The following is a 22,826-nucleotide window of genomic DNA, read 5'->3' on the forward strand; positions in this document are numbered from 1 at the left end:
TAGGTTCTTCTGTTTTCTTTGTTCCTATTGTGGTTTAATATTTCCCGCAGATACCGCAGACACCGCAGAAATGAAAGTCCTACTGCTTTTTGCTTTTCCCAATCAATTCCTAATTGTTCACTACGATGCCTGACAAGGTTAGGCAATCGGTCGCAAATTGGCATTGATGATTTTTAATGTGGATCTTTTTAGGACCAGGATTCGGCAAGAAGCTGGAAGTGTTCATGGACAGGAAGGTCTATGTCCATGCGTATACCCTCAGGCACAGCTGAAGCTTGTGACTTACTTGTTTTTTTACCCTTCAAATGGAAAATATCAGGTTGTTTGGATCCCTGTTCTACCAGCTTTAGGAGGATCGATTTCTTTCCATCCAGAGCCAGAAGCTTTTGATTAAGCGCCCTAAACAGCTCAGGATCTATCATAGGGTCAACCTGTTCAGAGGTGAAAAGAATGTTTTCGAGCCATTGGTCGAAATCCAGTTTTTTTCCGGCTACATGAATCTTGTGGGTAATCTTTTGGTCGTGAAACAGCCCTGTGGTATTCACCTTTTTGAGCGCTTTTTCCAAATTCCTGCAGGAGTTTTGTAACTGAAAATGGTTGATCGCCCGAAGCATCATCTGTGGAGCCCACTGATTGATCAGCTCATCTTTACTGTCAAGAAAGTTTTTGAATGCAGACAGTGTAGGTCTACCATTATCTATCTCCTGTTCGATGTTTTTAATCCATTCATTCATAATGCGGCCGATTTTTTTAGGATTCATTTCTACATCCTGTCCCGTTTCCAAAGCAGATAACCTTGCCAGGCCTCTGACACGAAACTTCCACAGCCAATGCATCCATGTTTCCACAAAAGTAAGTGGCGGGTTATCCATCAGTCCTTCCTTCCACTTGCACATTTTAAAATCCAAAGATGCCTGCAAATCATACTCCGGCTGGGCGGTTAGCGCATCGGGAATGGCTATTCTGTAAGTATTTCTTTCCAATAGATTCTCAATCAATTCCCCACTGATATATACCTGAATGCCCTCCCGATTGGTACTACAAAATGCCAGATCCTTTCCCTGAAGCAAGGGGGAGCTGGCAAACAAATGTACTTCTAAGGCCTTTTTACTTGACCGCAAAACCTTGGACCATTTGAACTGTAATTTCTGTACTATATCTACCACCTTCACCTTGACCTGTGTTTGAAAATATTGCTCGTCACTGATGTCTTTCAAATAAGCATTCTCCTCATCCAGTGTATGGGGATCATACCAGGGTAATTTCGACAAGGGAATCAGGGTGTTTTTTACCCTTTCATATTCCGCTTCATCGGAGATATAGTATGCTGCTTCAATGGAATCTGGGTTTTCTTCATCAGGCCAGTTCATTACATACATTTGGTTAGGATGGTAGAGTCTAAATTGGTAGCGCATTTTATAGAGGGTTTGAATAAGAATCCTACAATAGTACGGGCAAAAGATACCTGCTCAGACAAACTGCAAGCTTGCAAATCCAATGCTGCCTTAGTGCTTGCTTTTAGATTTGTACAGAAAACACATAGGTGATATGGACAGAGAATTCTATTTTGATTTCAAAGACTTGTCTATTGATGATCAATTGTTTTTGTGCAGTTATTTTGGTGTAGAAAATATCTGGCCTGTGCTGTCAGAGATAATCGCCTGTCCCAAAGAACTAAAAAACTTACTCGATAAGGAGGAATACCGTAAAGTGGACATGCTTTCCTATCTAGCGGCATTGCTGGCACATCATGCTGCGATTGTTTTCACCTATGAATCACCCAAAAAGGGGGAAAAGGAACCTTTCAGGGAAGTTTTGCTGGACATGGAAGTACTATTCCCTTTCGAAATTCACTGGTTTGAAGGTTTGGATAATCCTCCCTCTGACGGGGTCTGCCTCATTCGTCTCATTGACCAATACGATCTCCTTAGGCTTGCCCCACTTTTTCAGCTTTATAATTTCTTCGAAGATTAAATGTTTAAAGAATATAGGCGGTTTTTTAGGGTCAAAAGACCTTTCAAAACCAAAGGTCAAAAAGCCTTGACTGCCTCATAGTTTTACTTTTTGTGGCTTGACCTGCTACGCAAAAGCAGGCTTCAATTTCTTCAAAAGAGCATGTAGGCTATAGGTTAGCACATCGGCCATTCAGCTCCAAAGCAGGCAGCACAGCCGGCTTCCAAATCTGCAAGCTTGCAAATCCACAAGCCTTGCCTCTTTCTTTTTCAACTTTGCATCCTGAAAAGACAATAGGCGTATGGACAAAACAACAGCTTTCAGATTGCCCCGATACACACTTGACAAGGACTGGGACGGTACAGGCCGATTTTATATCCTAAATGACAATTGCCTGCTGATGCTTAGGTCTGATGGTGACCCATTCCCTCCTTATCCTAAGGAAGCAGCAGAGATCCTTCTGGAGGATATCAATGAAATTCTCTCACAAAAGGTGTTTATCAATGAAGGAGAAAAACAAAGGGCACTGACACCAAAGGAAGTCAGCAGGCACGTCAAATTCAGAATAATCCGACAAGAGCAGCAGCTGATGAGTTTTTGTGTAAGGCTGGAAGAAATGATTGCCAACCCCGAGCCGGAAACGGAAAAAATCGCAGACCTCAAACTGGAGGAGCGCATACAATGGGACCTACTATACAGGATGAGCCCTGATCCACATGTCAAAATGGACCAACTCCAAGCCTGCTATGAAGCCATACATTGGCTCGGTGCAGACTGGAAAGACCTAATGGCCAACTATGCGTCTGATATGGAAGAAATGAGGGAAATGGATATCCCCTTTGTAGCAGCATCACTGACACAGAGACTACAGCAAGAGGTGGATTCCATGACCCTGCCTGAGAAATTGGCAGTGGCGTTTCTTTATGGGTTTTTTCATGGATTCAGTATTACCATTCCCATCCTTTGGGTCAGGGGCAAGATCAGTGTTGATGCTTTTGAGGATGCATGCAACTCCCTCTTGATGGAATTTTCCCAGGAAGAATTGATCAAGATGAAAAACGAGGGGGGTGATTTTGTGTCAAAAAGGCTGGCTTTCCTAAAGAGGTTTTTGGAAGAAAAGGCACATACTGAGGATTCACCCACAGGGATAGTTCCTGATTTTGACCCAAGTCACGATTGACTCGGAGAAATCTCTCACCATACAGATACTACTTGGAACCCTAAAAACCCCTCCTTCCAAGACACAGATCAGCCGGAGTCCGGTTCCAAAATTCAAGAAAACGTCAACTCTATACAGAATAACACTATGGATATCTACACCCCGCCCGGCCAAAAAGTAAGGTATATCAACAGGCACGGCCATGATTCAGAAAGGGAATTTGCCAATCTTCACCTGCAGGAAGGGGCAGTCTACACCCTCCTTCGCTCCAAGCTTTTCAAGTTCCGGACAGAAATATACCTAGAGGAATTTCCCGAAATGCCCTTCAATTCTGTGATGTTTGAAAATGTCAAATGATACCAACCTATTAATGTAAAAAGGCAATACCATGACCCGGTTTTTCTTAAACATTTCTCTCAGGTGTTTGGCCGGAAACTGAAAAAAAAGCATCTTGGTATTACTTGGCCAAGACAGTATTCCGGAAGTATAAGGCATCTTGAAACCCACCTAAGGGGAATGAAAAATCAATAACAAATGGAAACCATAACCAAACCCCAGGTCGATGTAGACCAGGAGCTTCTCGAATCTGCAAAAACCAGTGTCCAAGAAGAAAATCAGGTGATCGTCCACGTCAGTGTAAGCATCTCCTTTCCCCCCTTGGGCATGCGCATCTGGCCCTCTACCTTCCTGATTCCAAGGGATGGAAGCCCACAGGCCAAACTGCTCCATGTGGAAGGGATCAGCAAAGCCCCACAATGGACCATTGTCTCAGGCAGGAGGTATTCTTTTACCTTGATTTTTGAGGGATTGTCCAAGGATTGTCAGGTTTTTGACCTGGAAGAAGATATTCCCTCTCCCTCCAGGTTTCAGTACAATGGAATCATCCGTAACCAATCGGATGTGTACCGACTCCATCTTAGAGAATAAGCCCCTGTCACAAGCACCTTGACCAGACAGGATAGCTAAGACCAACAATACAAAAACTTAATACCCCTCCCATTCTTATGCCCACATTCAAAATCACCATGACTCCGCAAGGTGGAGACGAACCTCAGGTAAGGCTGTTCAATGCGAGAAACATGCGCTCAATGGAATTTATAGCCCCGCATCTCTATTCTGATTGTACCATAATCCAAATCGAAGAAGAACCGGATATTTTTGACAAGCAGGTCATCAGTGCGACGCTGGCCTGCGGCAGGACTGTGCATTTGCTGGGATTCCGGTTCCATCTCACCTATAGCAACCTCATCGAAGGCGAACCCGATAAGTATTGGAATGAATCGATCCTGTCCGAACTGGAACAAAAATACCGGGAGAATTATATGCCCACCCATATCCGTAGGCCTTCGGAAGACAGTATTCAATATGGCTTGCCCGTCTTTTATGGAGAAGCCGAATGGGCTTGCTACCGGGGAATGTCCGCAGCAGAAAAAAGTTCTGAATTGCGGGTGATCTGGTTTATGGATAGCATTGACCCGGGACTCACTGTCATGGCTATGCTGCTGCAATCTCTCGAGGGTCTCGATTGGGAAAAATATGCGCAGAGATATGACCCCGGTGATCTTTGATCCCATAGCTGTCCCTTTTCCATCATCTGCAAGCTTGCATTTATCCCCTGAGGGGCGGCTTTATATCTACCTTGCCTTCAATGCTAAATATTGCTCCCATGGAAATCCAATTTGACCTCACTACAGAAGATCCCGAAATCGAACTCATGCAATCCTTTCCCGGCACGTATGATTGGGACTGTGAAGAAGGACCTTTTTTTGAGGAAGTACTCGAAGAAGTCCTTGTAAGCAGGGTTCAGGCCAAACTGCAGGAAATGACTCCCCTGCTTCAGGGAGTATCCATCCAAAGCCTGTCAGTGGGGGCGGATTTGTATGGGATGCAGGGTGTATTGGCACAGTGTATCTCCGAAAAAAATGAAGATGGGAGCTATTCTGTAGGGGTAATATATGGTCCCGATGTAATTCAGGAGCTGCTCAGCGCCCATTGGGATAGCAGCTACAGCATCAATCCCTACTATGACATGACCATCGTGCACGAGCTTCTGCACCTGGCTGACCAATCCGAACTTTCCCTCAAAAATATAGGACATAATATCCCTGATCCGGTGATTCAGTTTTTTGGATGGATGCGAATGTGGCGGTCTGAAGGTCTGGCAGACCTGCCGGCCTTTAAGAGGGGACTGAGGGGGCTGCAGGATCCATTGACGGTGAAGCAGCGGATCTCGGAGGCCTTCAAAACCTTGTCTGAGGTAGATTGGAAGTCATGTAGCGGGATGGGAGATTATGAAGCGGTCTACGAGCCGCTATCCTTTATTCCCTATGAGGTAGGCCCTTATCTTCTGCATCAGGTGATCCTAGCCACTTCCGTCCCTGCGTCATCAGAAGCTGACAATCACCTTTCCGGGATGATCCCAATGCTACAATCCGGCCTGGGTATCGGTTTTGAAGCCTTTTGGCACCATATCATGAAGGATGGTCAGGGGCTTGTCGATGCCGGTCTACTGCAGGATATCCTGACGCGTCTCTTTGAGGCATCGGGGCTGCAGGCTTACCAAAGCAGTCCCGAGGATGAGGCTATGGCCGGGCCTATCCTAGAGATATATAAAAAACTCGCGGGAAGCATATATTCTGAAAAATAAAAATAGATTTTTAATAACTATTTTATACATTAGTGATCAAAGAATAGTACTATGAACATGCCATGGGAAATAATTTACAATAAAATACATTTTATTTCAGTCTAGGCAAACGAATATTCTGAAAAATACCCTGATCACGGTATTTACAAAATAAAATATTGAACTTAACTTGTGGACATCAGATATCACCTATGATTTATCCTTCCGAATTTCCATTAGATAATACCAATAGCGCTGAAAAAGCAGTGTATGATGCCTTGAAAAAAATTTCGGCAGATCAATTTGATGTGTACTTCGGAAGGAAGTTTGCTGCGATTGAAAGGGGGGAAAAAGTAGAGTATGAAATTGATTTTTTGGTTGCTGATCTTAGAGGGGACAGACTAAATGCACTGATCTGTCTCGAAGTAAAGGGAGGTCAGATTATCTATGATGGCCGTATTGACAAATGGAAACAGAATCACCACCACCTGGATGATCCCATCAAACAAGTAACAGGCAACATGCACAGTTTGGTAAAAAGATATGCGGACTTGGCATATCCGGTCCCATTTGGCTGGGGGCTTGTATTTCCTCATACGATCGTTCCTGACGCAAGCTCTTTCCCTACCGTTGCCAATCCTTTGCAGGTATTCGATACGCTTGGGGTGCAGATGATAGACAGGCAAATAGTGGATCTTTGTAACTGGATAAGAGAAAGGAACCCAAATAAAAGAGGTGCAGATAAAGGGGTCTACGAATCTTTCCAAAAATCCCTCTTCCAAAGTCTTGGAATTGTGATTCCGCTACATAAAAAATTTGACCTGCAGGAACAGCGATTTATCCAACTGACTGAAAAACAGTTGCTACTCCTTGATCTTGTAGCAGCCAATCAAAATATTTTGGTAAAAGGCCCCGCTGGTTCGGGGAAAACAGTCTTGGCAAGTACCTTGGCCAAGCGGTTTTATGAGGAAGGAAAGAAAGTACTTCTGCTCACCTTTAACCGGATTCTGGCCAATAATATCCGATACAACCTGCGACTTCCCCGGGATGAAAACCGCATCGAAGTGGCCACCTACCACAGCATCTGCAAGCGCAAGATAGATGAAGTAGACCCTGAATGGTGGGAAGCCCATTCCAAGGAAGACGACTTCTGGACTGAAGGTGCTGCATTCAAACTCGATGATGTACTATCCGGAACAGTACCGGAATTTGATGTGCTGATCATCGACGAAGGACAGGATTTTCAGGAACTTTGGTTTGAAAGTCTGGAAAGATTGCTAAAGCCAGAAGGAAGCTATTATGTTTTTATGGATGAGCATCAGAATATTTTCAATGCCTTCCGAAAAGTACCTGGGAATAGAAGTTTTTTTAATTTCCCATTGACGGAAAACTGCCGAAACACCAAAAAAATCATCGATTACCTGCAGCAAGTGGTAGAGGAGCGTACCCAGATCAATCAAAAGACGGATACCCCTGAGGGCGATGAGGTGAGGCAGGTCTTCTACAGAAATGATATAGAACAACTCAATCTGATCAAAGAAACCTGGCTGCATTTGGTGGAGCAAGAAGGCATCAGCCCTGACCGAATCGTCCTGATGTTCAATTCCCTTAAGAAAGACTCCTGCATCGGTAGTACCCGCAAGCTAGGAAAGTATCCCATCGAAGCTGTAGATAGACATGGACGGATGAATCCCAAAGCAGTGAACTACACGACCATCAATACCTTTAAAGGTTTGGAAGCTGATGTGGTCTTTATCATTGATACGGATAAAGTGGAAAACCCCGATTATAAAGTGCTCTACACGCAGGCGAGTAGGGCAAAGTATTTATTGTGTGTGTTTATTAAACCGTGATTTCCTTTAAGATTTTGTAATAGAAAATTAACAATATGAGCATCCAAAGATTAATTGAGAGTTTCAGCATTAGCCATTTGGAAGACTTCCTGAGAAGTAAGATGGATTCTTTTAGACCGGATGGTGAAGAGGATTACCTTTATTATTTCGATCAGGAGATTTTGGACAAATACAGTAAAATCGACAAAGTTGGTGAAGCTGTAGTGGGAGATGGAGACGAGTTGTTAGTGTTTGCTGCGGAGACCACAGAACCGCTGACGGAAAGAACAGGTAAAAAGAACCAATACGAAATCGCCAAGAAAATTCTCAAAACAGAGAATAAGGATGCGGCTGTTTTTGTATTTTATGATGCAATGGGCAATTTCAGGTTCAGTTTTGTCCGAGTCAATTACCAAGGCAGTAAGCGAGACTTCAGCACCTTCAAGCGATACACCTACTTTGTATCTCCACAGCTTACCAACAAGACTTTTAAGGAGCAAATCGGCAAATGTAATTTTGAATCCTTGGATGCCATTACAACTGCATTCAGTGTAGAACCGCTTAATAAGCAATTCTATCAGGCTATAAATACCGCATTTTATAAACTTATTGGAGGAGAAGTAAAAATAGGGCGCAGTACAGAAAATTATAAGGCTGTTCTAAAACTCCCTGACACGCCTTTGGTTAAGGAAAATCGTAAGTACTATCAGGAATTCGCAGTCCGATTGATCGGTAGAACTATTTTTTGTTGGTTTTTGAAGGCTAAACGATCAGCCAATAATATCCCTTTGATCCCCGATGATTGGTTAAGCTCAGAAACGGTGAAAAAAATGAAAGCTGATGGGGTAGACTATTATCATGACTTGCTTCAAAAGCTGTTTTTTGAGATTCTGAATAAGAAAAAGGAAGACCGAATGGATCATTTACCGGATGGTTCTGATATTGTTCCGTTTCTAAATGGAGGGCTCTTTGAACCGCATGAGGATGATTTCTATGAGTTAAATGCCAAAGATAAGCTTGGTATCTCCAAGTACCGTGGTACTCTTCAAGTACCAAGTGATTGGTTTACCGATTTTTTTGAAGTCTTGGAGCAGTATAATTTCACCATAGATGAGAACAGTCTCAATGACGCTGAAGTAAGTATAGACCCTGAAATGCTGGGAACGATTTTTGAAAATCTCTTGGCTGAGGTAAACCCGGAAACCGAAAAAAGTGCCAGAAAATCCACTGGTAGCTATTATACCCCAAGGGAAATCGTGGATTACATGATCGAACAATCTTTGGTGGAATATCTAAAAACTAAAATTGGAGAAGATTATTCAGGTGATCTCCAAAAGTTATTTCAAGAAGATGCCAAAGTAACATTCGACCAAGAAATCAGAGAGCAAATTTTGCAGGCACTATCTGAAGTAAAAATCCTGGATCCTGCTTGTGGCTCCGGTGCATTTCCGATGGGAGCGCTTCACAAAATCATTATTGCACTACAAAAATTGGATAAGGGTGCAGTGTGGTGGAAAGAAAAGCAATTGGAAAAAATCGATAACGCATTGCTCCGCAAGCAGCAAAAGGAAAAATTTGCTAACTCCAACAGTGACTATATCCGAAAACTAGGTATCATCCAACACTCGATCTATGGGGTAGATATTCAGTCTATAGCCACAGAAATATCCAAACTGAGGAGCTTCTTGTCCTTGGTGATTGATGAAAATATAGACGATCAGCATCCTGATGGCAATAGAGGAATTCTTCCGCTTCCCAACCTGGAATTCAAATTTGTCACCGCTAATACGCTGATAGGATTAGAGGAAAACACAGGCTTGGATTTTGGTGGTACCGAAAAGCTACAAGAAGAACTCAAAAGTATTCGAAATGAATACCTCCAAGCCTATGGAGAGGAAAAGCTAAAGCTAAAAGAAGCTTTTGAAAATCTTCAGAAACGAATAGTTCAGCAGGAAGCCAATAAAGGAGGAATCAATAATCGCTCTCAACAATTAGCGGCTTGGAAGCCTTTTGGAAATGAATCCAATGCTTGGTTTGATTCGGAGTGGATGTTTGGGTTTCAAAAATTTGATGTAATAATTGGAAACCCTCCTTACAAGGAAATATCAGAAAGAGTTCAAAAAAATTTTTTTCTAAAAAACTATCACAATGTTTTATCTGGTCATTACGATCTTTATATATTTTTCTTTAAAAAAAGTTCCGATTTGTTAAAAGAAGAAGGTGTTTTAACATTGATAACTCCTTATACTTTTACAGTCTATGACCAATATATAAATTTGAGAGATTTTCTTTTTTCAAATTTTTCGATTATTGAAATATCTGAAAAAATTAATTCTGTATTTAATTCAGCGGTTGTGGACACAAGTATTTCTGTTTTAGTAAAGGGTGCCAGTATTAATTCAACATTTTTCACTAAATATAATTTCGATAATGGAGGTTTAATTAAGGAGCATAAACAAAATTTAGATAGATCAGATTATCAAGGGATGCCTTTTAATGTCAATAATATAAAGTCTCTCAAAGCCTTAGAAAAGTTGAGTAAAAATTGTCTTTCATTAGGTGAAATAACTGAAAGTACTCAGGGGATAACTGTATATGCAAAGGTTCAAGGAGAGAAAATAAATTATTTCAACGAGAAAATCATTTCAGAATTTTCAAAACCTTGTTTAAAAGGTAGAAATATAAATAGATATGAATATAATTGGAATGATTTCTACATTGAATACGGTAATTGGTTGTGGTGTCAGAGAGATCCAGTTTTTTTCAAATCTCCAAAGATAGTTTTAAGGCAAACTTCATCAGAAATAGTTGCTACTTACATAGAAGATCCATTTTATTTTATTGATTCTGTTCATTCAATTATTCAGAAAGATTCAAATTTTGAATTAAAGTATATACTAGGGATAATAAATTCAAAACTTGGAAATTACATGTATAAATTAATAATAAATGAATCCGGAAGAGTTTTTCCACAGGTTAGATTAAGTAATCTAAGAAAAATTCCAATAAAAGTTGTTTCCAAAGAAAAACAATCATTATTAATTAGATTAGTAGATAAGGCTTTAACCTATCAAGATACGAATAAGCTTATAAAGGAAATTGATGATTATGTATTTGATTTATATGGAATTGATGATGAAAGATTAATCGATTCTATTTAATAATGGCAAATGAATAAGGGGAAATTTAAAATCAAATACATATAAATGTCAAACTTCATTACAAATAGCCAATCACAAACCTCCTTAAAAAGCAGGTTGGAGAGTTTAATTACAGCAAGTACGGAATTACGGTTTTTGGTAGGCTTCTTTTACTTTTCCGGTTGGCAGGTCATCTATCAGAAGCTTCAGGAAAATCCTGATGTTAAGCTAAGAATCCTGGTTGGTCTTCAAGTAGATAAGTACCTGTCAAGCACCATCGAAATAGCAGCTAAAGAGGCGGGACTAAGCAATGAAGAATACTTTGCCAAATTTATCAAGTCACTTGGATTTGCCTTGAACAATCCGGATTTGGATACGGAGGAGTTTTACCTACAAGTGAGTTTTTTCCTGGAGTTACTAGAGACCGGTCGCATCATCATCAAACAAACCAAAGAACCCAATCATGCCAAGCTCTATCTATTCAGCTTAAAGGAAGAATATCGGCAGTTGATGAATCTGCCGGGTACTTTTATTACCGGAAGTAGCAACCTGACTAAGGCAGGTCTTCATGGGCAGATGGAGTTCAATGTGGAGATTCGTGATTATGGATTTCAAGAAGCTGCAGATTTTTTTGAATCCCTCTGGGAAACGGCCATTCCGATCACCGCTGCGCCTAATGGAGCCAGGCAAATTGTCGAATTCATCCGCAAAAAAACCCAAGTTTCGGAAATCAGCCCTTTTGAAGCCTATGCCTTGATTCTCAAAACCTACATAGACCTTCAAGAAGCTAAGAATGTAAATCCTGCCATAGACAGACTTCTGGAAAGTAACGGCTTTGAAAAGTATGCTTACCAAATCGATGCTGTTAATCAGGCTCTAAAAGTCATTGAAAACTATAATGGGGTGATCATTGCTGATGTGGTAGGTTTGGGAAAATCTGTAATCGCTTCCTTAATCGCCAGCCAAATTGGTCAGCGAGGCTTGATTATATGTCCTCCTGGTTTGATAGGTAATAAACAGGAACAAACAGGATGGTATGAATACAAGAATAAATTTAGATTGTACGATTGGGATATAGAAAGTTCTGGTATGGTGAGGCAGCTAGCGGATGCCATGGATGCAAATGACCATGGCTATGAAGTCATCATTGTAGATGAAGCCCATAAGTTTCGAAATCAGGATACCGAAGACTATGAGGCGCTGTTGGAAATTTGCAGGGGCAAAAAAGTAATCCTGCTTTCCGCCACACCTTTTAATAATTCACCAGCTGATATTTTTGCTCTATTGAAATTGTTTATTGTTCCAGGAGCATCTCCTTTAACCTTGGATTCTGATCTTGAGGCCCGTTTTGCCAATTACAATTATAATTTCAGAAGGCTATCCGATATCATCAAGTACATCAACTCAGGCGATCCAAATAAGCGAAGGCGAATTGAAAAATACTACAAGGATATCTTTGGACAAGAACCACCAATTGAACTTGCCCGTGTGAGAAATCGAGTACAGGAGATTGCCAATGATATCAAAAATGTCATTACTCCGATCACGATCAGGAGAAACCGACTGGATCTAAAAGCAGATTTTGAGTACAAAAAAGAAATAGATAACCTTTCAGAGGTAGAGAATCCTAAAGAACTCTTTTATGAATTGTCCCACGATCAGTTAAATTTCTATAACACGCTGATTTCATCCTATTTCATCGAAGGCGGTCGATTTACAGGTGCGATCTACAAACCTTTTGAATACGAACAGGAATTGAGCAGAGAGGAAGACGAAGACCTCAATGAATCAGACAACAGAACACTGCAACAACAACGTAACTTATATGATTTCATGCGCAGATTGCTGATCAAGCGATTTGAAAGTTCGTTTGGTGCTTTTGATAAAAGTATTCAGCGATTCCTCAGTACCAATCGCATGGTACTGACCTTTGTCGAGCAATCAGGAAGATATGTGTTGGATCGAAAGGTAATTGAGGCAATCTACAATGCCGAGGAAGATGATTTTGTACTGGATGAAATTGAAAGAGCATTGGAGGAGTTTCGGCAAAATGCTGAGTCAGGAAGTAGGACACCAAAACATACTCACATTTATCAAGTCGATGAATTTGAAAGGCAGGATGATTTCATCAGAGACATTAAGAATGATATTAAGCTATTCGAGGAGATAGCTACCACGATTACTCGATTGGATTTGGTCAATAAAGATCCGAAAAGAGAGAAAGTGCTGCTGGAAATTTTGGTAGCTCTCAATCAGAAGGAAAAAGGTAACCCAAAGCGTAAGTTGATTATTTTCTCGGAATATGCAGATACGGTGAGGCACTTGGAGCAATTCTTCACTCAAAGGTTGAATGGTCGGGTGATGATCTGTGATGGAAGTATTTCCAAGAAGTTTGCCTTAGACTTAGATGCTAATTTCAATGCCAAGCATCCAAAACAAGTGGATGATTATGATGTGCTGATTACAACTGATAAGTTGGCAGAGGGTTTTAACCTTAATCGTGCCGGCTTGATTGTCAATTATGACATACCATGGAACCCCACCAAGGTGATCCAGCGTGTCGGAAGGATAAACCGGATGAGTGCCAAGGTTTTTGATAAACTATATATCTATAATTTCTTTCCCACGGAGCAAGGTGCAGAATACGTACGAAGCAGGGAAATTGCCCAGCAGAAGATGTTTTTGATTCATAATGCTCTTGGGGAAGATGCCAAAATTTTTGATCCTGAAGAAGAGCCTTCAGCCAGCGGTTTGTACGAAAAAATCAATTCAGACCCAGAGGCAGATGCAGAGTTGAGCACAGTGACCTCCATCAGAAATGCCTATAACCAAATCAAGGAACAACATCCGGAATTGATTGAGAAAATTTCCCACCTTCCGAATCGTATAAAAACTGCAAAGCTATACCATGAGAATAATGTGCTAGTACTGAAAAGGAAAGGTATGGCGCTTTTCTCCTTGTCAGGTAGATTGGAAAACGGAAAAGTTGAGGTGGATGAAATTCTTTTTGAACAATTGTTGGAAAAAGTCAAGTGTTCGGAAGAAACCGCCAGACAGCATTTAAGTACTCGTTTTTGGCAGGTTTATGATGAAATGAAGGATTTTAAGAAGACTTTCCGAAAGAGCAGATCCAAGTCAGAAATAGACCTAGATGTAAAGGCTTCCAATTCCCTCAAATCGCTACTGAGAGATCATGAAATCCAGATTACGCAGGACTTAAAAGACTTTATTAATACCATTATTACTGACCTAAGAAAGTACAAAACCTTTTCCAAGTTTGGACTACGTCAATTCATCTTGGAATCAAGTAATCCAAGGAAGAAAGACAAAGAAGCAGTACTAGAGGCGGTGAAAATTGTTCGAAGAAAGCGAGGTTCAGATTATTTGGATATTGTGATGGAGCGCACCCAACATTTGGAAGATGCGGTAGTGATAGCGGTGGAGAATATTGGTGGATCTGATGGTACTGATAAATGAGTAAATACTATCCAAAACCCGACTATTTATCAGCTGTGTACAGGTGGAGTTTGCCTTGGAGAGGCAGTTTTTACATGCCCTGTGGTATGATCCTGAAAATGATGTAATTAGGCGTATTGGGATGTTTAAGGAGCAGAGTCCCGATATTTAAGGTGATATTGGAGAGTTGAGAAAAAGCTTTCAAAGAATCTTGAGTTTTTGGTTTTTTACAGTATTTATAATTAAAAGATATGATAAAATTGATTTTAGAAAGATTGATCCATGAAGATGCAGGGAGCCCAAGATTAGCAAATGGAATTGAATTCGAATGCTGATTACCAAAAGCTAAATGACATTGGAAAAACTACAGCGACTGAAGAGTTAAGCAAATTGATAGAATTAGGAGTGTTGACCGCTCCAACTGCCAAAGGACGTGGAGCAAAATATACCCTGAATTAATTGGCCGCTAATTGGCCGAATGGGTCGGTGATTGGCCGCTAATTGACCAAAAGGAGAATCGCATGAGTAAACTAAGCAATAAAATAGAAGCACACGACCGCTCCATTACAGAAGTTTTGGACGATAAAAAGTACACCGTAGATTACTTTCAACGGGAATACAAATGGGAAGAACGCCATATTGAGCAGTTGGTTTCTGACTTTACCTTATCTTTTGTAAATAAATGTAATCTGAATCTACTCACATTACCATTGCAACGCTAAGAAGTCTAAAGAAGGCAAGGTTCGTTATGGAGACGTTGAACTAAAAATGATATTCTACAATATTTACACTAATTATACATGTAACTCAAAAATAATATGAATTGGATTTTTGCAAAACATACGGATTACTTAGATAATCATGGGTTTAAAGACAATGAAATAGTAAAGTTTGGCCGGGACACTGCCAAATCCCTTGTTAGGGAAGCGATTCAAAATTCTTGTGATGCCTTGGATGTCGAGAAGCATTCAACAGTAAAGGTGGTTATCAAGCAAGGGAGGATAAGTAAGGGTCAACTCCTGAATTTTTCACAAATTGAAGATCATATCAAAAACTGTCTACATAAATCAAACGATCCCTCAGAAAATGCAGAAATCCAGAGGCATATTGATGCTTTTGAGAGGGATGGTTACCGTTATATTGAAATTTCAGATTACAATACCACCGGCATGGGTTTAAATGCTTTTGAAGGGTTTACTCAAGGCGTATACAAATCTTCTCAAAAAGTGGCCGGATCTCAGGGCAGTAAAGGTGTTGGAAAAGCCGCCTATTATGCGTCCTCTTATTTGAGAACCATGCTGATTTCAACAAAAAGTGATGAAGGTTTGAGGTTTAGAGGAATTGCCAAACTATCTAACCATAAAGACCCTGAAGATGAAAATGGCAAATTGAATTATAAAGGTTTTTATGGAGACTTGGCTACAAAGGAAGAAGATGAAATCCCCGAGGGTTTTATAAGAACAGAAAATGGAACATCCATATTTATTATTGGCTTGTGGAATTTGGATGACTTGGAGTCTGAAATTATTAAAGAGGTTCTGAGGAATTATTGGTTCGCCATTTATAAGGACCAGCTACATGTCAATGTTAATGATACAGAACTCAGGAGTCATAATTTAGGGGACTTCATCACAACATATTTCACTGATTTTAAAGATTATGTAAGAGGAGGAAATCAGAATCCTAGACCATTTTTTGAAACTGTGGAGAAAGGGAAACAATTTGAAAAGGAAATACGAAACATTGGTACTTGTCACCTTTGGCTGCATCAGGATCCTCTGTTCCAATTAGGCGCAGTTGCTAGATTTAGAAAAACCAAAATGTTAATCTATAAAGAAAAAAATCTCGATATGGGCTATGCAGGGGTGTTTTTATGTGATAATGAGGAGGGAAATATTTTTCTTAAGGAAATTGAAAATGAGGCACATGATATTTGGAATGAAAAGGAGAATCCCTTGTATACAACAAGAGCTAGGGTAACCTTACAGGAAATCAAAGAATTCATTTTACAAAAATATAAGGAGTTTGCTGGCTTGAATGATTCAACGGCCTTTACAATTGATACGATCGATGATCTTTTTAATTTCTCAAGCTCCAAAGGTCAATCAATCAATAAAAAGGCTCCTATAAAACGCCCTCAACCTCTTCCCGGTGAAGAAACCAAGGAGAGGATAATTGATAAAGCTATTTTTAAAGCATTTAATGAAAATGGGAATATTTATTACCGTTTGACTTTATTTAGTAGCGTTTCTAAAAAGGGGCAAAAATTTAAAGTTTCTATGGGTACTGATTCCAGTAAAGAAGAGGTAAAAATACTAGAATCCGGTAAAGGTATACCTGCGGGGAGTTTCATTACCCTAGATATTCAAAAAGGAGAAAATGTAATTGATAAAATTAGATTAGACTCTCCTTTTTTGGTTGCTCCCTCTATCATTTCTGTCTCAAATTAATAATTATGAAACAGTCCTTCAGTTTTCCTTATAATGTTAAATTAATGCCTTGTGATTTGAAGGAATTGGATCCAACTGAGGATTCCTTCAGATATAAAGTTGATCTTCCAACAAGAATTTCAGTAGATTCAGTTTTAAGGGAATGTTTTCCCAAGTGTTCTTTAATCGCGGAGCTCAATTGTTCGGCTACAATTTACCGTAGTCTTATTGAAGGAGACGGCGTTGAAGAGTTAGTTATTGATATTCCAAAAAATAAAGTGATTGAAAATTTCACTTTGGACGTCCTGCTTGTTGTTAAAGAAAGTTTTCTTTGGGATGACCAAAATCTAGAAAAAGGAATGCCTGTCGCTCACTTGGGCTCATTTAAAATTGATTTACAAACAAGAGCCCAGGGGTTAATTTCTTTTGTTGAGCATGACAAGGATGAGTTCAAAAACTTATTTAATGATAATATGATTCAGGTTCTAATTCCCAAAAATCAATTTAAATGGTTATTATTAAAATCAAAAGATCCTTTGGTCAAAAACCTAATGAATGCGCAGTTTGCACAGTTAGCTTTAATTGAAGGTTGCCAATTGATGCAATCAGAGACATATGACCATCTCTTATGGCAGCAAGAATTAAAATCAAAATGGAGGTCTTACTCGGACCAAGAAAAAGATTATCCTGAAAGCGATGAAATATCGGGGTTCGTGAACCATATTTTGGTAAACCCCACCAAAAGCCTTTTTGAATTTTTGATTCACTCTGATAACAATAAAGAAGATGAGTAAAGTATTGACTGTGCAAGGATTAACTGAACTTAGAAGAGAGTTTAGGGAATCAGGAGATAAACTTTTTTTAAGTAAATATATAAATGATGAATTTGATATTTCAAAACTGCAATTGCTTGATGCTCCGGATTACCCAAGCATATCAGACAATGTCGTTGGTAAGTTTTATGAAGCTTTCAGCATTGATCCAAAAAATGAGTTCAAGCTAGCTAAGATATTACATGAAGGGCTACCGCTCAGTCGAGTCCAAGCTGCAAACAATTTATTTTGGGTTTATCTGAATCTTACACTTTTTTTTCAGTACATCAAAAAAAAGTGGATTAAACAAAAAGAAGATGTGCAAGAGCTTGTTGAGGCTGACATAGAGAAGTTTTTTCTTGCATTAGAACCATCTCAAAACAGCTTGATAAAATCACCTGTAGCAGGCTTGTGGTGGGCAATAGAAATGACCAAAGATGAATCATTAATTGATCCTTATTTTTATTCCGAGATTTTTTTAAGTGAAAGGAATCTTAGAAATAAAACGATTGGAGTTTATCAATTCACCAGAGATAAAAAAACGCTTTTTGCAACCCTTAATTTTTATAATACATACAAAGATGCCGAATATAATGGGAATAGAATTGGTTCAGAAGCCATTGCACAGCAAATGAGTAAAACTCTTAATCAAATTGGGGGTCTTACAATGTTAAGTTTTTTAACCCAATCAGAAATCGAACAAAAACTAGAGGATAATAAAGACTTAATTATAGAGAGGGCTAGACAAGTTCAATTGAGAAAGGTTGATTCAAGAGAAAAAATGAAAATTGAAAGTTCACAAGAACAAATTATTTCACATTATTTTGGACTAAACAAAGAAACTAGGAAGTATCAAATCCTTGAAAAGTTTTCTGAGGCATGGGATTTCTGTGTAGGGTTTGATATCAATTCCGAAAACGAATATTTCATTCATGTTTATAAGGAGGGGAAGATTAAGCAAACATCATTTGAAAAGTTAAAGTCATATCAAAGTTCCAATAGATTAATAAGAAAGTCTGCATTAAGTAATGGTTCAAACTCGAAATTGACCTTAGTCGATTTTTTTGTGATAAAATCTCCGGTCTTAATAGCTTTGGTTTACACAATAAATGGGGAGAATTACGTCAAAGTAGTTGATCAAGATACTGAAATCTTAAGAAAAGACAATTCTGACTTATCACAAGAGGGTAGAAAAGTTATTTATGACGAAAATTTCATTGATTTGAAATCTTATTTAATACCATATTCATTTAAAGTTGATTTAACAAGATTGATACGAGGAGCTCAGGCAAATGGGGTATCATTCTTAAAAAACAATTATAGGAAAGAGATCTCAATCATTAACAAATTTATTCCTAAGGAGTAGGTGAAATCGATTCAAAAACCTTGTAGCATAATTGTTTTAGTTAGATATCATTAACTCTTTGGTTAAAACCCTGTCAAAAAAGATTTTATAATAAATTTTCAATCTCTGTGTAATTATAGTCGGAACATGATAAAAATTTGTTTTTAAAAAGCAGCCTTGCAAGATTGTAGCAGGTCTGATCATGAAAATGAGGAGTTGAAGCTTATGGAAATGTTTAGAAAATGAATACTTTAGGTATTGAAGGTGATATTGGAATCGTAGCTTTATTCTTATGTAATGAAGAAAAAGAAGTTTAAAATATGGTTGAGTTCCACGGATTTATCTGACCGAGATTTTGGCCAGATCATCTCTATATTACCTTCCTATGAAGTCATTTTTAATCTACAGCTCATCAAAGATGCAGGTTCTAGTTTTAGTTTGGAAGATCATCTAAAAAAACTTGAAGAATGCCAGTTGTTTTTGGGTTTGATTAACCCAAAAATGAGTGAGAATATCTCTGGTGTGGAAAATATACCGCTGAGAGAAATTGAGCGTGCAAGGGAATTAGAAATCCCTTATTGGTATGTAGTGCATCGAGATGTCACTTTCACCAGGCATTTGCTGAATGATTTGGTTTTGAAGGGAGGAGTAGTACAATCAACTAACAAGAATGTTTTTGATATCCGAACGATTGATATTTATGATGAAATAAGAAGTAAAAGTATTGGAAAAGAGAATCATCAAAAGTTGACAGATTTTTTCCGGCTTTCAACTTTTTTGGATGAAATAAATAAGAGTCTATTAGATGGTAAAAAGTCAAAAAAAGTTCAGAAATTGATGCTGGCCTCAACAGTGTATGGTTTTGAAGATCAACTCTCGAAAATTATCATGGACCTTGGGCAGCATAATTTTGACATTCTGAATTCTTTTTATGGAAGTCTTAAAGTTAACCCTAAGCTTTCTAATTTAGAGAATTGTGTTAATTCTGTCAAGGAAGCTGATATATTTCTTGGAATTGTTCGATCTTATTATGGGACAGGAAATATCAGAAATAAGGATGCTGTTGATGTAGAGGATAAGAATATCACTTTTGAAGAAATCAGAAAAGCCATAGATCTTGAAAAACAACGGTGGTTTTATGTGCATCGGGATGTTGATTTTTGTTGGAAAGTCCTAGAGCACATTGAAGTGAAGGCAACCTTTGAAGAAAAGCAGAAAGGAAAAACCACAAATAAAAATACACTTAGACCCAATGCTTTCATCTATCCAAAAACAATTGAGCTTTACAATTTTGTGATAAAAGATCATGAAACTAATGTAGCATTGAGAAATGGTAATTGGGCACAAGAGTTTCTGGTAATGTCGGAAGCTCTAAGGTATATACAAACTCAATTAAAAGACTTGGAATTTATTGAATCACTTACAAACGGTGGGAGAAATGGAAGATAGTTTTATAATAAAGAATCTATTGGAGCAACCTGAGGGGCAGCGACTTGAATTAAAGGCAGCTATCGATTACGATTCAATCGCTAAAGTAATCACTTCGTTTATTAATACAAGAGGGGGCGATCTGATAATTGGAGTCAATGAAGACAAGTCAGTTTCTGATATAGAAATTGATGACACTACCAAAAATAGAATAAATAAATTCTTAATTAAAGAGATCAAGCCAATTGCTCCCATTTTCGTGAATATTTTTCCTTACAAGAAAAAGAATGTGCTGTTAATCTCCGTTTGGGAGGGTTCTAACAAGCCGTATCATTTTAATAATACAATTTATGTAAGGCAGGGTTCTCAAACACGAACAAGCTCAGGGAAATCAATTTCTGCACTCTTGGACCAACAGGTCGAATCAGAGCAGAGATGGGAGCGGCAGGCCGTATTGGGAGCTAGCCTTGATGATTTAGATTTGAGTGAAATTGAAAATTCAATCAAGGCTTACAAAAATTATAGTTCCAATGATAATTTCACTTCTCCAGAACAATTTTTGATAAGCCGTGGCTTAATTGTCAATGGCAATATTACCAACGCTTGTATGGTATTGTTTGGCAAAAATCCTACCCAATTTATTCCGCAATCAATTATCAAATTAGTGGTTCATCCTGGTTCAAAATCTGGTGATAGCTTTAAGGAGAATAAAATTTATAAAAGCAACCTATTCAAAAATGTAAGGGAGATTTTATCGGATTTAGAAACCCATATTGGTAAAGAAAATGTAATTGGAGGTGCTCTTAGGAAAGAAAAAAAGCTGTACCCTGAAAAAGCATTAAGAGAAGGTTTGTTGAATGCAATTGTACACAGAGAGTATGGTGCTAGCCAATCTTTTTTAGCCATAGAGTTATTTTCAGACAGATTGGTTATAAGCAACTATGGAGGGCTTCAAAATAATATGACTGTCAGTGATTTAAAATCAGATCACAATTCCATACTTCGAAACCCTGAAATTGCACAAATGTGTTTTTATAACCGCTTAATCGAAATGCTGGGAACGGGGACACTCCGTATGATTAGAAATTGCAAAGAGGAAGGTTTCAAGATTCCTAGATGGAAGAATACGAACAACATTTTAGAGTTGACTTTTCCGGATGTTAAACATCAATATGAGGGAATAACTGAGGGAATAACTGAGGGAATAACTGAGGTTATTGATGAGGTTATTGATGAGGGAATAAGTGAGGGATTAATCGAGGGAATAACCGAGGGAGTAAAGGAATCAATGATTCAAATAGTTTCATTGATTTTGACTGAAAAAAGCCTTAGAGCTTCTGAAATCGCTGAGAAGCTGGACAAGTCTTATAAAACATTAGAACGTCATATTTCACTGCTAAAACAGCTTGGAGTTATTGAGTATATAGGTTCAAAGAGAGCCGGAGGTTACAAAGTATCAGAGACATTTTTGACAAAAATAGGTGGGTAGAATCTACAGAAAAATAGAAGCTATCCAGGATATCTTTACCCATCTTAATCTGATCGAGGTGGATAGGGTCACCCATGCTGCGCTGTTACTGTTTGGCAAAGCTCCTCAGCGGTTTTTTATCAGCTCCGAAGTTCGCTGTGCCCATTTTCATGGAACCATTGTCGAGAAACCGATTCCTTCTTACAAGGTGTTCAAAGGAGATGTCTTTGAATTGGTCGATCAGGCTGAGGATTTTGTACTGTCCAAACTGGATTATTCCATAGGGACTCGAACGGAAGGTGCTTCCATTCCCGGGAAGTATGAGATTCCGAGAGAGACCATCTTGGAAGCCATTGTCAATGCCATTGCCCATCGGGATTATACCGAGAATGGGAGCGTGCAGGTAATGGTCTTCAAGGACCGGATAGAAGTACTCAATCCTGGTACCTTGCCGCTAGGATGGTCACCTGAAAAGCTGAAGCGACCCCATGCTTCTGTGCCATTCAATCCGCTATTGGCCGAACCGATGTATCTGAAAGGATACATCGAGCGATTGGGAACCGGGACTGCAGATATGGTAAGAATTGCAAAAGAGAATAAGTTGCAGGAGCCGGTCTTTGAGCAATTGGAGGATTTCAAAACCATCCTCTACCGACCAAGTACCGACCAAGCTCTTCGGGACTATTTGCATCTTTCTGTTGAAATTAAAAATCTGCTGAAGGTATTCGAAGGAGAAATGAGTAGGCAAGATATCCAAGCAATCCTTGGATTGAAACATGCTGGTAATTTCCGCGAAAACTACTTAGAACCCGCATTTGAGGATGCTTTGATTCTCATGAAGTATCCGGAAAATCCCAACCATCCCAGTCAAAAATACAGCTTGTCTAATAAGGGGCATCTGTATCGGCAACAGCTAGTAGAAGGACTGCATGAGGGAGTAAGTGAGGGAGTAAAGGTGATTATTGAGGGAGTAAATGAGGGAGTAAAAGCAGAGTTGGAGTTCCTTTACCTTACGATTTCAGAAAGTCCCGGTAAGAAAGCCAATGAATTGAAAGTACAAATCGATAAGAGCAAAGCGACCACCGAGCGACACCTTAAATTATTAAAAGAACTGGGTTTGATAGAGTATAGAGGAGCTCCAAAGACAGGCGGGTATTTTGTGAAGGATTGATGTTTTT

The 22,826-nt window shown here is 39.1% G+C and carries 18 protein-coding genes; 17 read left to right on the plus strand and 1 reads right to left on the minus strand.

Annotated features, from left to right (window positions below; genetic code table 11):
- Positions 1–188 precede the first annotated feature (188 nt).
- Positions 189–1,415, minus strand: coding sequence for a hypothetical protein (locus tag MMU07_RS03390; RefSeq protein WP_241124432.1), 1,227 nt, complete (start codon positions 1,413–1,415; stop codon positions 189–191).
- A 133-nt stretch (positions 1,416–1,548) separates the two neighbouring features.
- On the opposite strand from MMU07_RS03390, the gene MMU07_RS03395 reads away from it, so the two are divergent.
- The 17 genes from MMU07_RS03395 to MMU07_RS03475 all read left to right on the plus strand — a co-directional run bounded on the left by MMU07_RS03395 (position 1,549) and on the right by MMU07_RS03475 (position 22,819).
- Complete coding sequence (locus MMU07_RS03395) at positions 1,549–1,974, plus strand: hypothetical protein (RefSeq protein WP_241124433.1); 426 nt, start codon at positions 1,549–1,551, stop codon at positions 1,972–1,974.
- Between the two features lie 280 nt (positions 1,975–2,254).
- The gene (locus tag MMU07_RS03400; protein ID WP_241124434.1) at positions 2,255–3,133 is read left to right on the plus strand and encodes a hypothetical protein; all 879 of its coding nucleotides are present in this window, start codon (positions 2,255–2,257) and stop codon (positions 3,131–3,133) included.
- A gap of 126 nt (positions 3,134–3,259) precedes the next feature.
- Positions 3,260–3,469, plus strand: coding sequence for a hypothetical protein (locus MMU07_RS03405; protein ID WP_241124435.1), 210 nt, complete (start codon positions 3,260–3,262; stop codon positions 3,467–3,469).
- A 177-nt stretch (positions 3,470–3,646) separates the two neighbouring features.
- Positions 3,647–4,039: a hypothetical protein gene (locus MMU07_RS03410; protein ID WP_241124436.1), complete on the plus strand. Its 393-nt coding sequence runs from the start codon at positions 3,647–3,649 to the stop codon at positions 4,037–4,039.
- 77 nt (positions 4,040–4,116) lie between these two features.
- Positions 4,117–4,680 (plus strand): hypothetical protein, encoded by a 564-nt coding sequence (locus MMU07_RS03415; RefSeq protein ID WP_241124437.1) that lies wholly within the window; start codon positions 4,117–4,119, stop codon positions 4,678–4,680.
- A 98-nt stretch (positions 4,681–4,778) separates the two neighbouring features.
- Positions 4,779–5,759, plus strand: a complete 981-nt coding sequence (locus MMU07_RS03420; RefSeq protein WP_241124438.1) for a hypothetical protein — start codon at positions 4,779–4,781, stop codon at positions 5,757–5,759.
- Between the two features lie 191 nt (positions 5,760–5,950).
- Positions 5,951–7,591 (plus strand): UvrD-helicase domain-containing protein, encoded by a 1,641-nt coding sequence (locus tag MMU07_RS03425; RefSeq protein WP_241124439.1) that lies wholly within the window; start codon positions 5,951–5,953, stop codon positions 7,589–7,591.
- A gap of 161 nt (positions 7,592–7,752) precedes the next feature.
- Positions 7,753–10,731, plus strand: a complete 2,979-nt coding sequence (locus MMU07_RS03430; protein ID WP_241124440.1) for an Eco57I restriction-modification methylase domain-containing protein — start codon at positions 7,753–7,755, stop codon at positions 10,729–10,731.
- A 45-nt stretch (positions 10,732–10,776) separates the two neighbouring features.
- A complete protein-coding gene (locus tag MMU07_RS03435; protein WP_241124441.1) occupies positions 10,777–14,187 on the plus strand; it encodes a helicase-related protein in 3,411 nt (1,136 codons plus the stop codon).
- Between the two features lie 291 nt (positions 14,188–14,478).
- A complete protein-coding gene (locus tag MMU07_RS03440; protein WP_241124442.1) occupies positions 14,479–14,625 on the plus strand; it encodes a hypothetical protein in 147 nt (48 codons plus the stop codon).
- A gap of 62 nt (positions 14,626–14,687) precedes the next feature.
- Positions 14,688–14,888: a DUF262 domain-containing protein gene (locus MMU07_RS03445; protein WP_241124443.1), complete on the plus strand. Its 201-nt coding sequence runs from the start codon at positions 14,688–14,690 to the stop codon at positions 14,886–14,888.
- Positions 14,889–14,984: 96 nt separating this feature from the next.
- On the plus strand, positions 14,985–16,616 hold the full coding sequence (locus MMU07_RS03450) for a hypothetical protein (protein ID WP_241124444.1): 1,632 nt from the start codon (positions 14,985–14,987) through the stop codon (positions 16,614–16,616).
- 5 nt (positions 16,617–16,621) lie between these two features.
- Positions 16,622–17,389, plus strand: a complete 768-nt coding sequence (locus MMU07_RS03455) for a hypothetical protein (protein WP_241124445.1) — start codon at positions 16,622–16,624, stop codon at positions 17,387–17,389.
- Entirely contained in the window at positions 17,382–18,773 is a 1,392-nt protein-coding gene (locus MMU07_RS03460; protein WP_241124446.1) for a DUF6339 family protein, read from the plus strand. The genes MMU07_RS03455 and MMU07_RS03460 overlap by 8 nt, the downstream gene beginning before the upstream one ends.
- Positions 18,774–19,049: 276 nt before the next feature.
- Positions 19,050–20,201: a DUF4062 domain-containing protein gene (locus tag MMU07_RS03465; RefSeq protein WP_241124447.1), complete on the plus strand. Its 1,152-nt coding sequence runs from the start codon at positions 19,050–19,052 to the stop codon at positions 20,199–20,201.
- Positions 20,191–21,669: an RNA-binding domain-containing protein gene (locus tag MMU07_RS03470; protein WP_241124448.1), complete on the plus strand. Its 1,479-nt coding sequence runs from the start codon at positions 20,191–20,193 to the stop codon at positions 21,667–21,669. The genes MMU07_RS03465 and MMU07_RS03470 overlap by 11 nt, the downstream gene beginning before the upstream one ends.
- A complete protein-coding gene (locus tag MMU07_RS03475; protein WP_241124449.1) occupies positions 21,662–22,819 on the plus strand; it encodes a Fic family protein in 1,158 nt (385 codons plus the stop codon). The genes MMU07_RS03470 and MMU07_RS03475 overlap by 8 nt, the downstream gene beginning before the upstream one ends.
- The last annotated feature ends 7 nt before the right edge of the window (positions 22,820–22,826 follow it).

Origin of the sequence: Cognataquiflexum nitidum (assembly GCF_022538055.1) — a bacterium.
Taxonomy (GTDB): domain Bacteria; phylum Bacteroidota; class Bacteroidia; order Cytophagales; family Cyclobacteriaceae; genus Cognataquiflexum; species Cognataquiflexum nitidum.

Bases quoted from the DNA above. Each gene is read 5' to 3' on its own strand.
- MMU07_RS03390 (WP_241124432.1), bottom strand. From the start codon at position 1,415: ATGCGCTACCAATTTAGACTCTACCATCCTAACCAAATGTATGTAATG.
- MMU07_RS03410 (WP_241124436.1), top strand. From the start codon at position 3,647: ATGGAAACCATAACCAAACCCCAGGTCGATGTAGACCAGGAGCTTCTC.
- MMU07_RS03435 (WP_241124441.1), top strand. From the start codon at position 10,777: ATGTCAAACTTCATTACAAATAGCCAATCACAAACCTCCTTAAAAAGC.
- MMU07_RS03415 (WP_241124437.1), top strand. From the start codon at position 4,117: ATGCCCACATTCAAAATCACCATGACTCCGCAAGGTGGAGACGAACCT.
- MMU07_RS03400 (WP_241124434.1), top strand. From the start codon at position 2,255: ATGGACAAAACAACAGCTTTCAGATTGCCCCGATACACACTTGACAAG.
- MMU07_RS03420 (WP_241124438.1), top strand. From the start codon at position 4,779: ATGGAAATCCAATTTGACCTCACTACAGAAGATCCCGAAATCGAACTC.
- MMU07_RS03455 (WP_241124445.1), top strand. From the start codon at position 16,622: ATGAAACAGTCCTTCAGTTTTCCTTATAATGTTAAATTAATGCCTTGT.
- MMU07_RS03445 (WP_241124443.1), top strand. From the start codon at position 14,688: ATGAGTAAACTAAGCAATAAAATAGAAGCACACGACCGCTCCATTACA.
- MMU07_RS03440 (WP_241124442.1), top strand. From the start codon at position 14,479: ATGGAATTGAATTCGAATGCTGATTACCAAAAGCTAAATGACATTGGA.
- MMU07_RS03470 (WP_241124448.1), top strand. From the start codon at position 20,191: ATGGAAGATAGTTTTATAATAAAGAATCTATTGGAGCAACCTGAGGGG.
- MMU07_RS03425 (WP_241124439.1), top strand. From the start codon at position 5,951: ATGATTTATCCTTCCGAATTTCCATTAGATAATACCAATAGCGCTGAA.
- MMU07_RS03395 (WP_241124433.1), top strand. From the start codon at position 1,549: ATGGACAGAGAATTCTATTTTGATTTCAAAGACTTGTCTATTGATGAT.
- MMU07_RS03450 (WP_241124444.1), top strand. From the start codon at position 14,985: ATGAATTGGATTTTTGCAAAACATACGGATTACTTAGATAATCATGGG.
- MMU07_RS03405 (WP_241124435.1), top strand. From the start codon at position 3,260: ATGGATATCTACACCCCGCCCGGCCAAAAAGTAAGGTATATCAACAGG.
- MMU07_RS03465 (WP_241124447.1), top strand. From the start codon at position 19,050: ATGAAGAAAAAGAAGTTTAAAATATGGTTGAGTTCCACGGATTTATCT.
- MMU07_RS03460 (WP_241124446.1), top strand. From the start codon at position 17,382: ATGAGTAAAGTATTGACTGTGCAAGGATTAACTGAACTTAGAAGAGAG.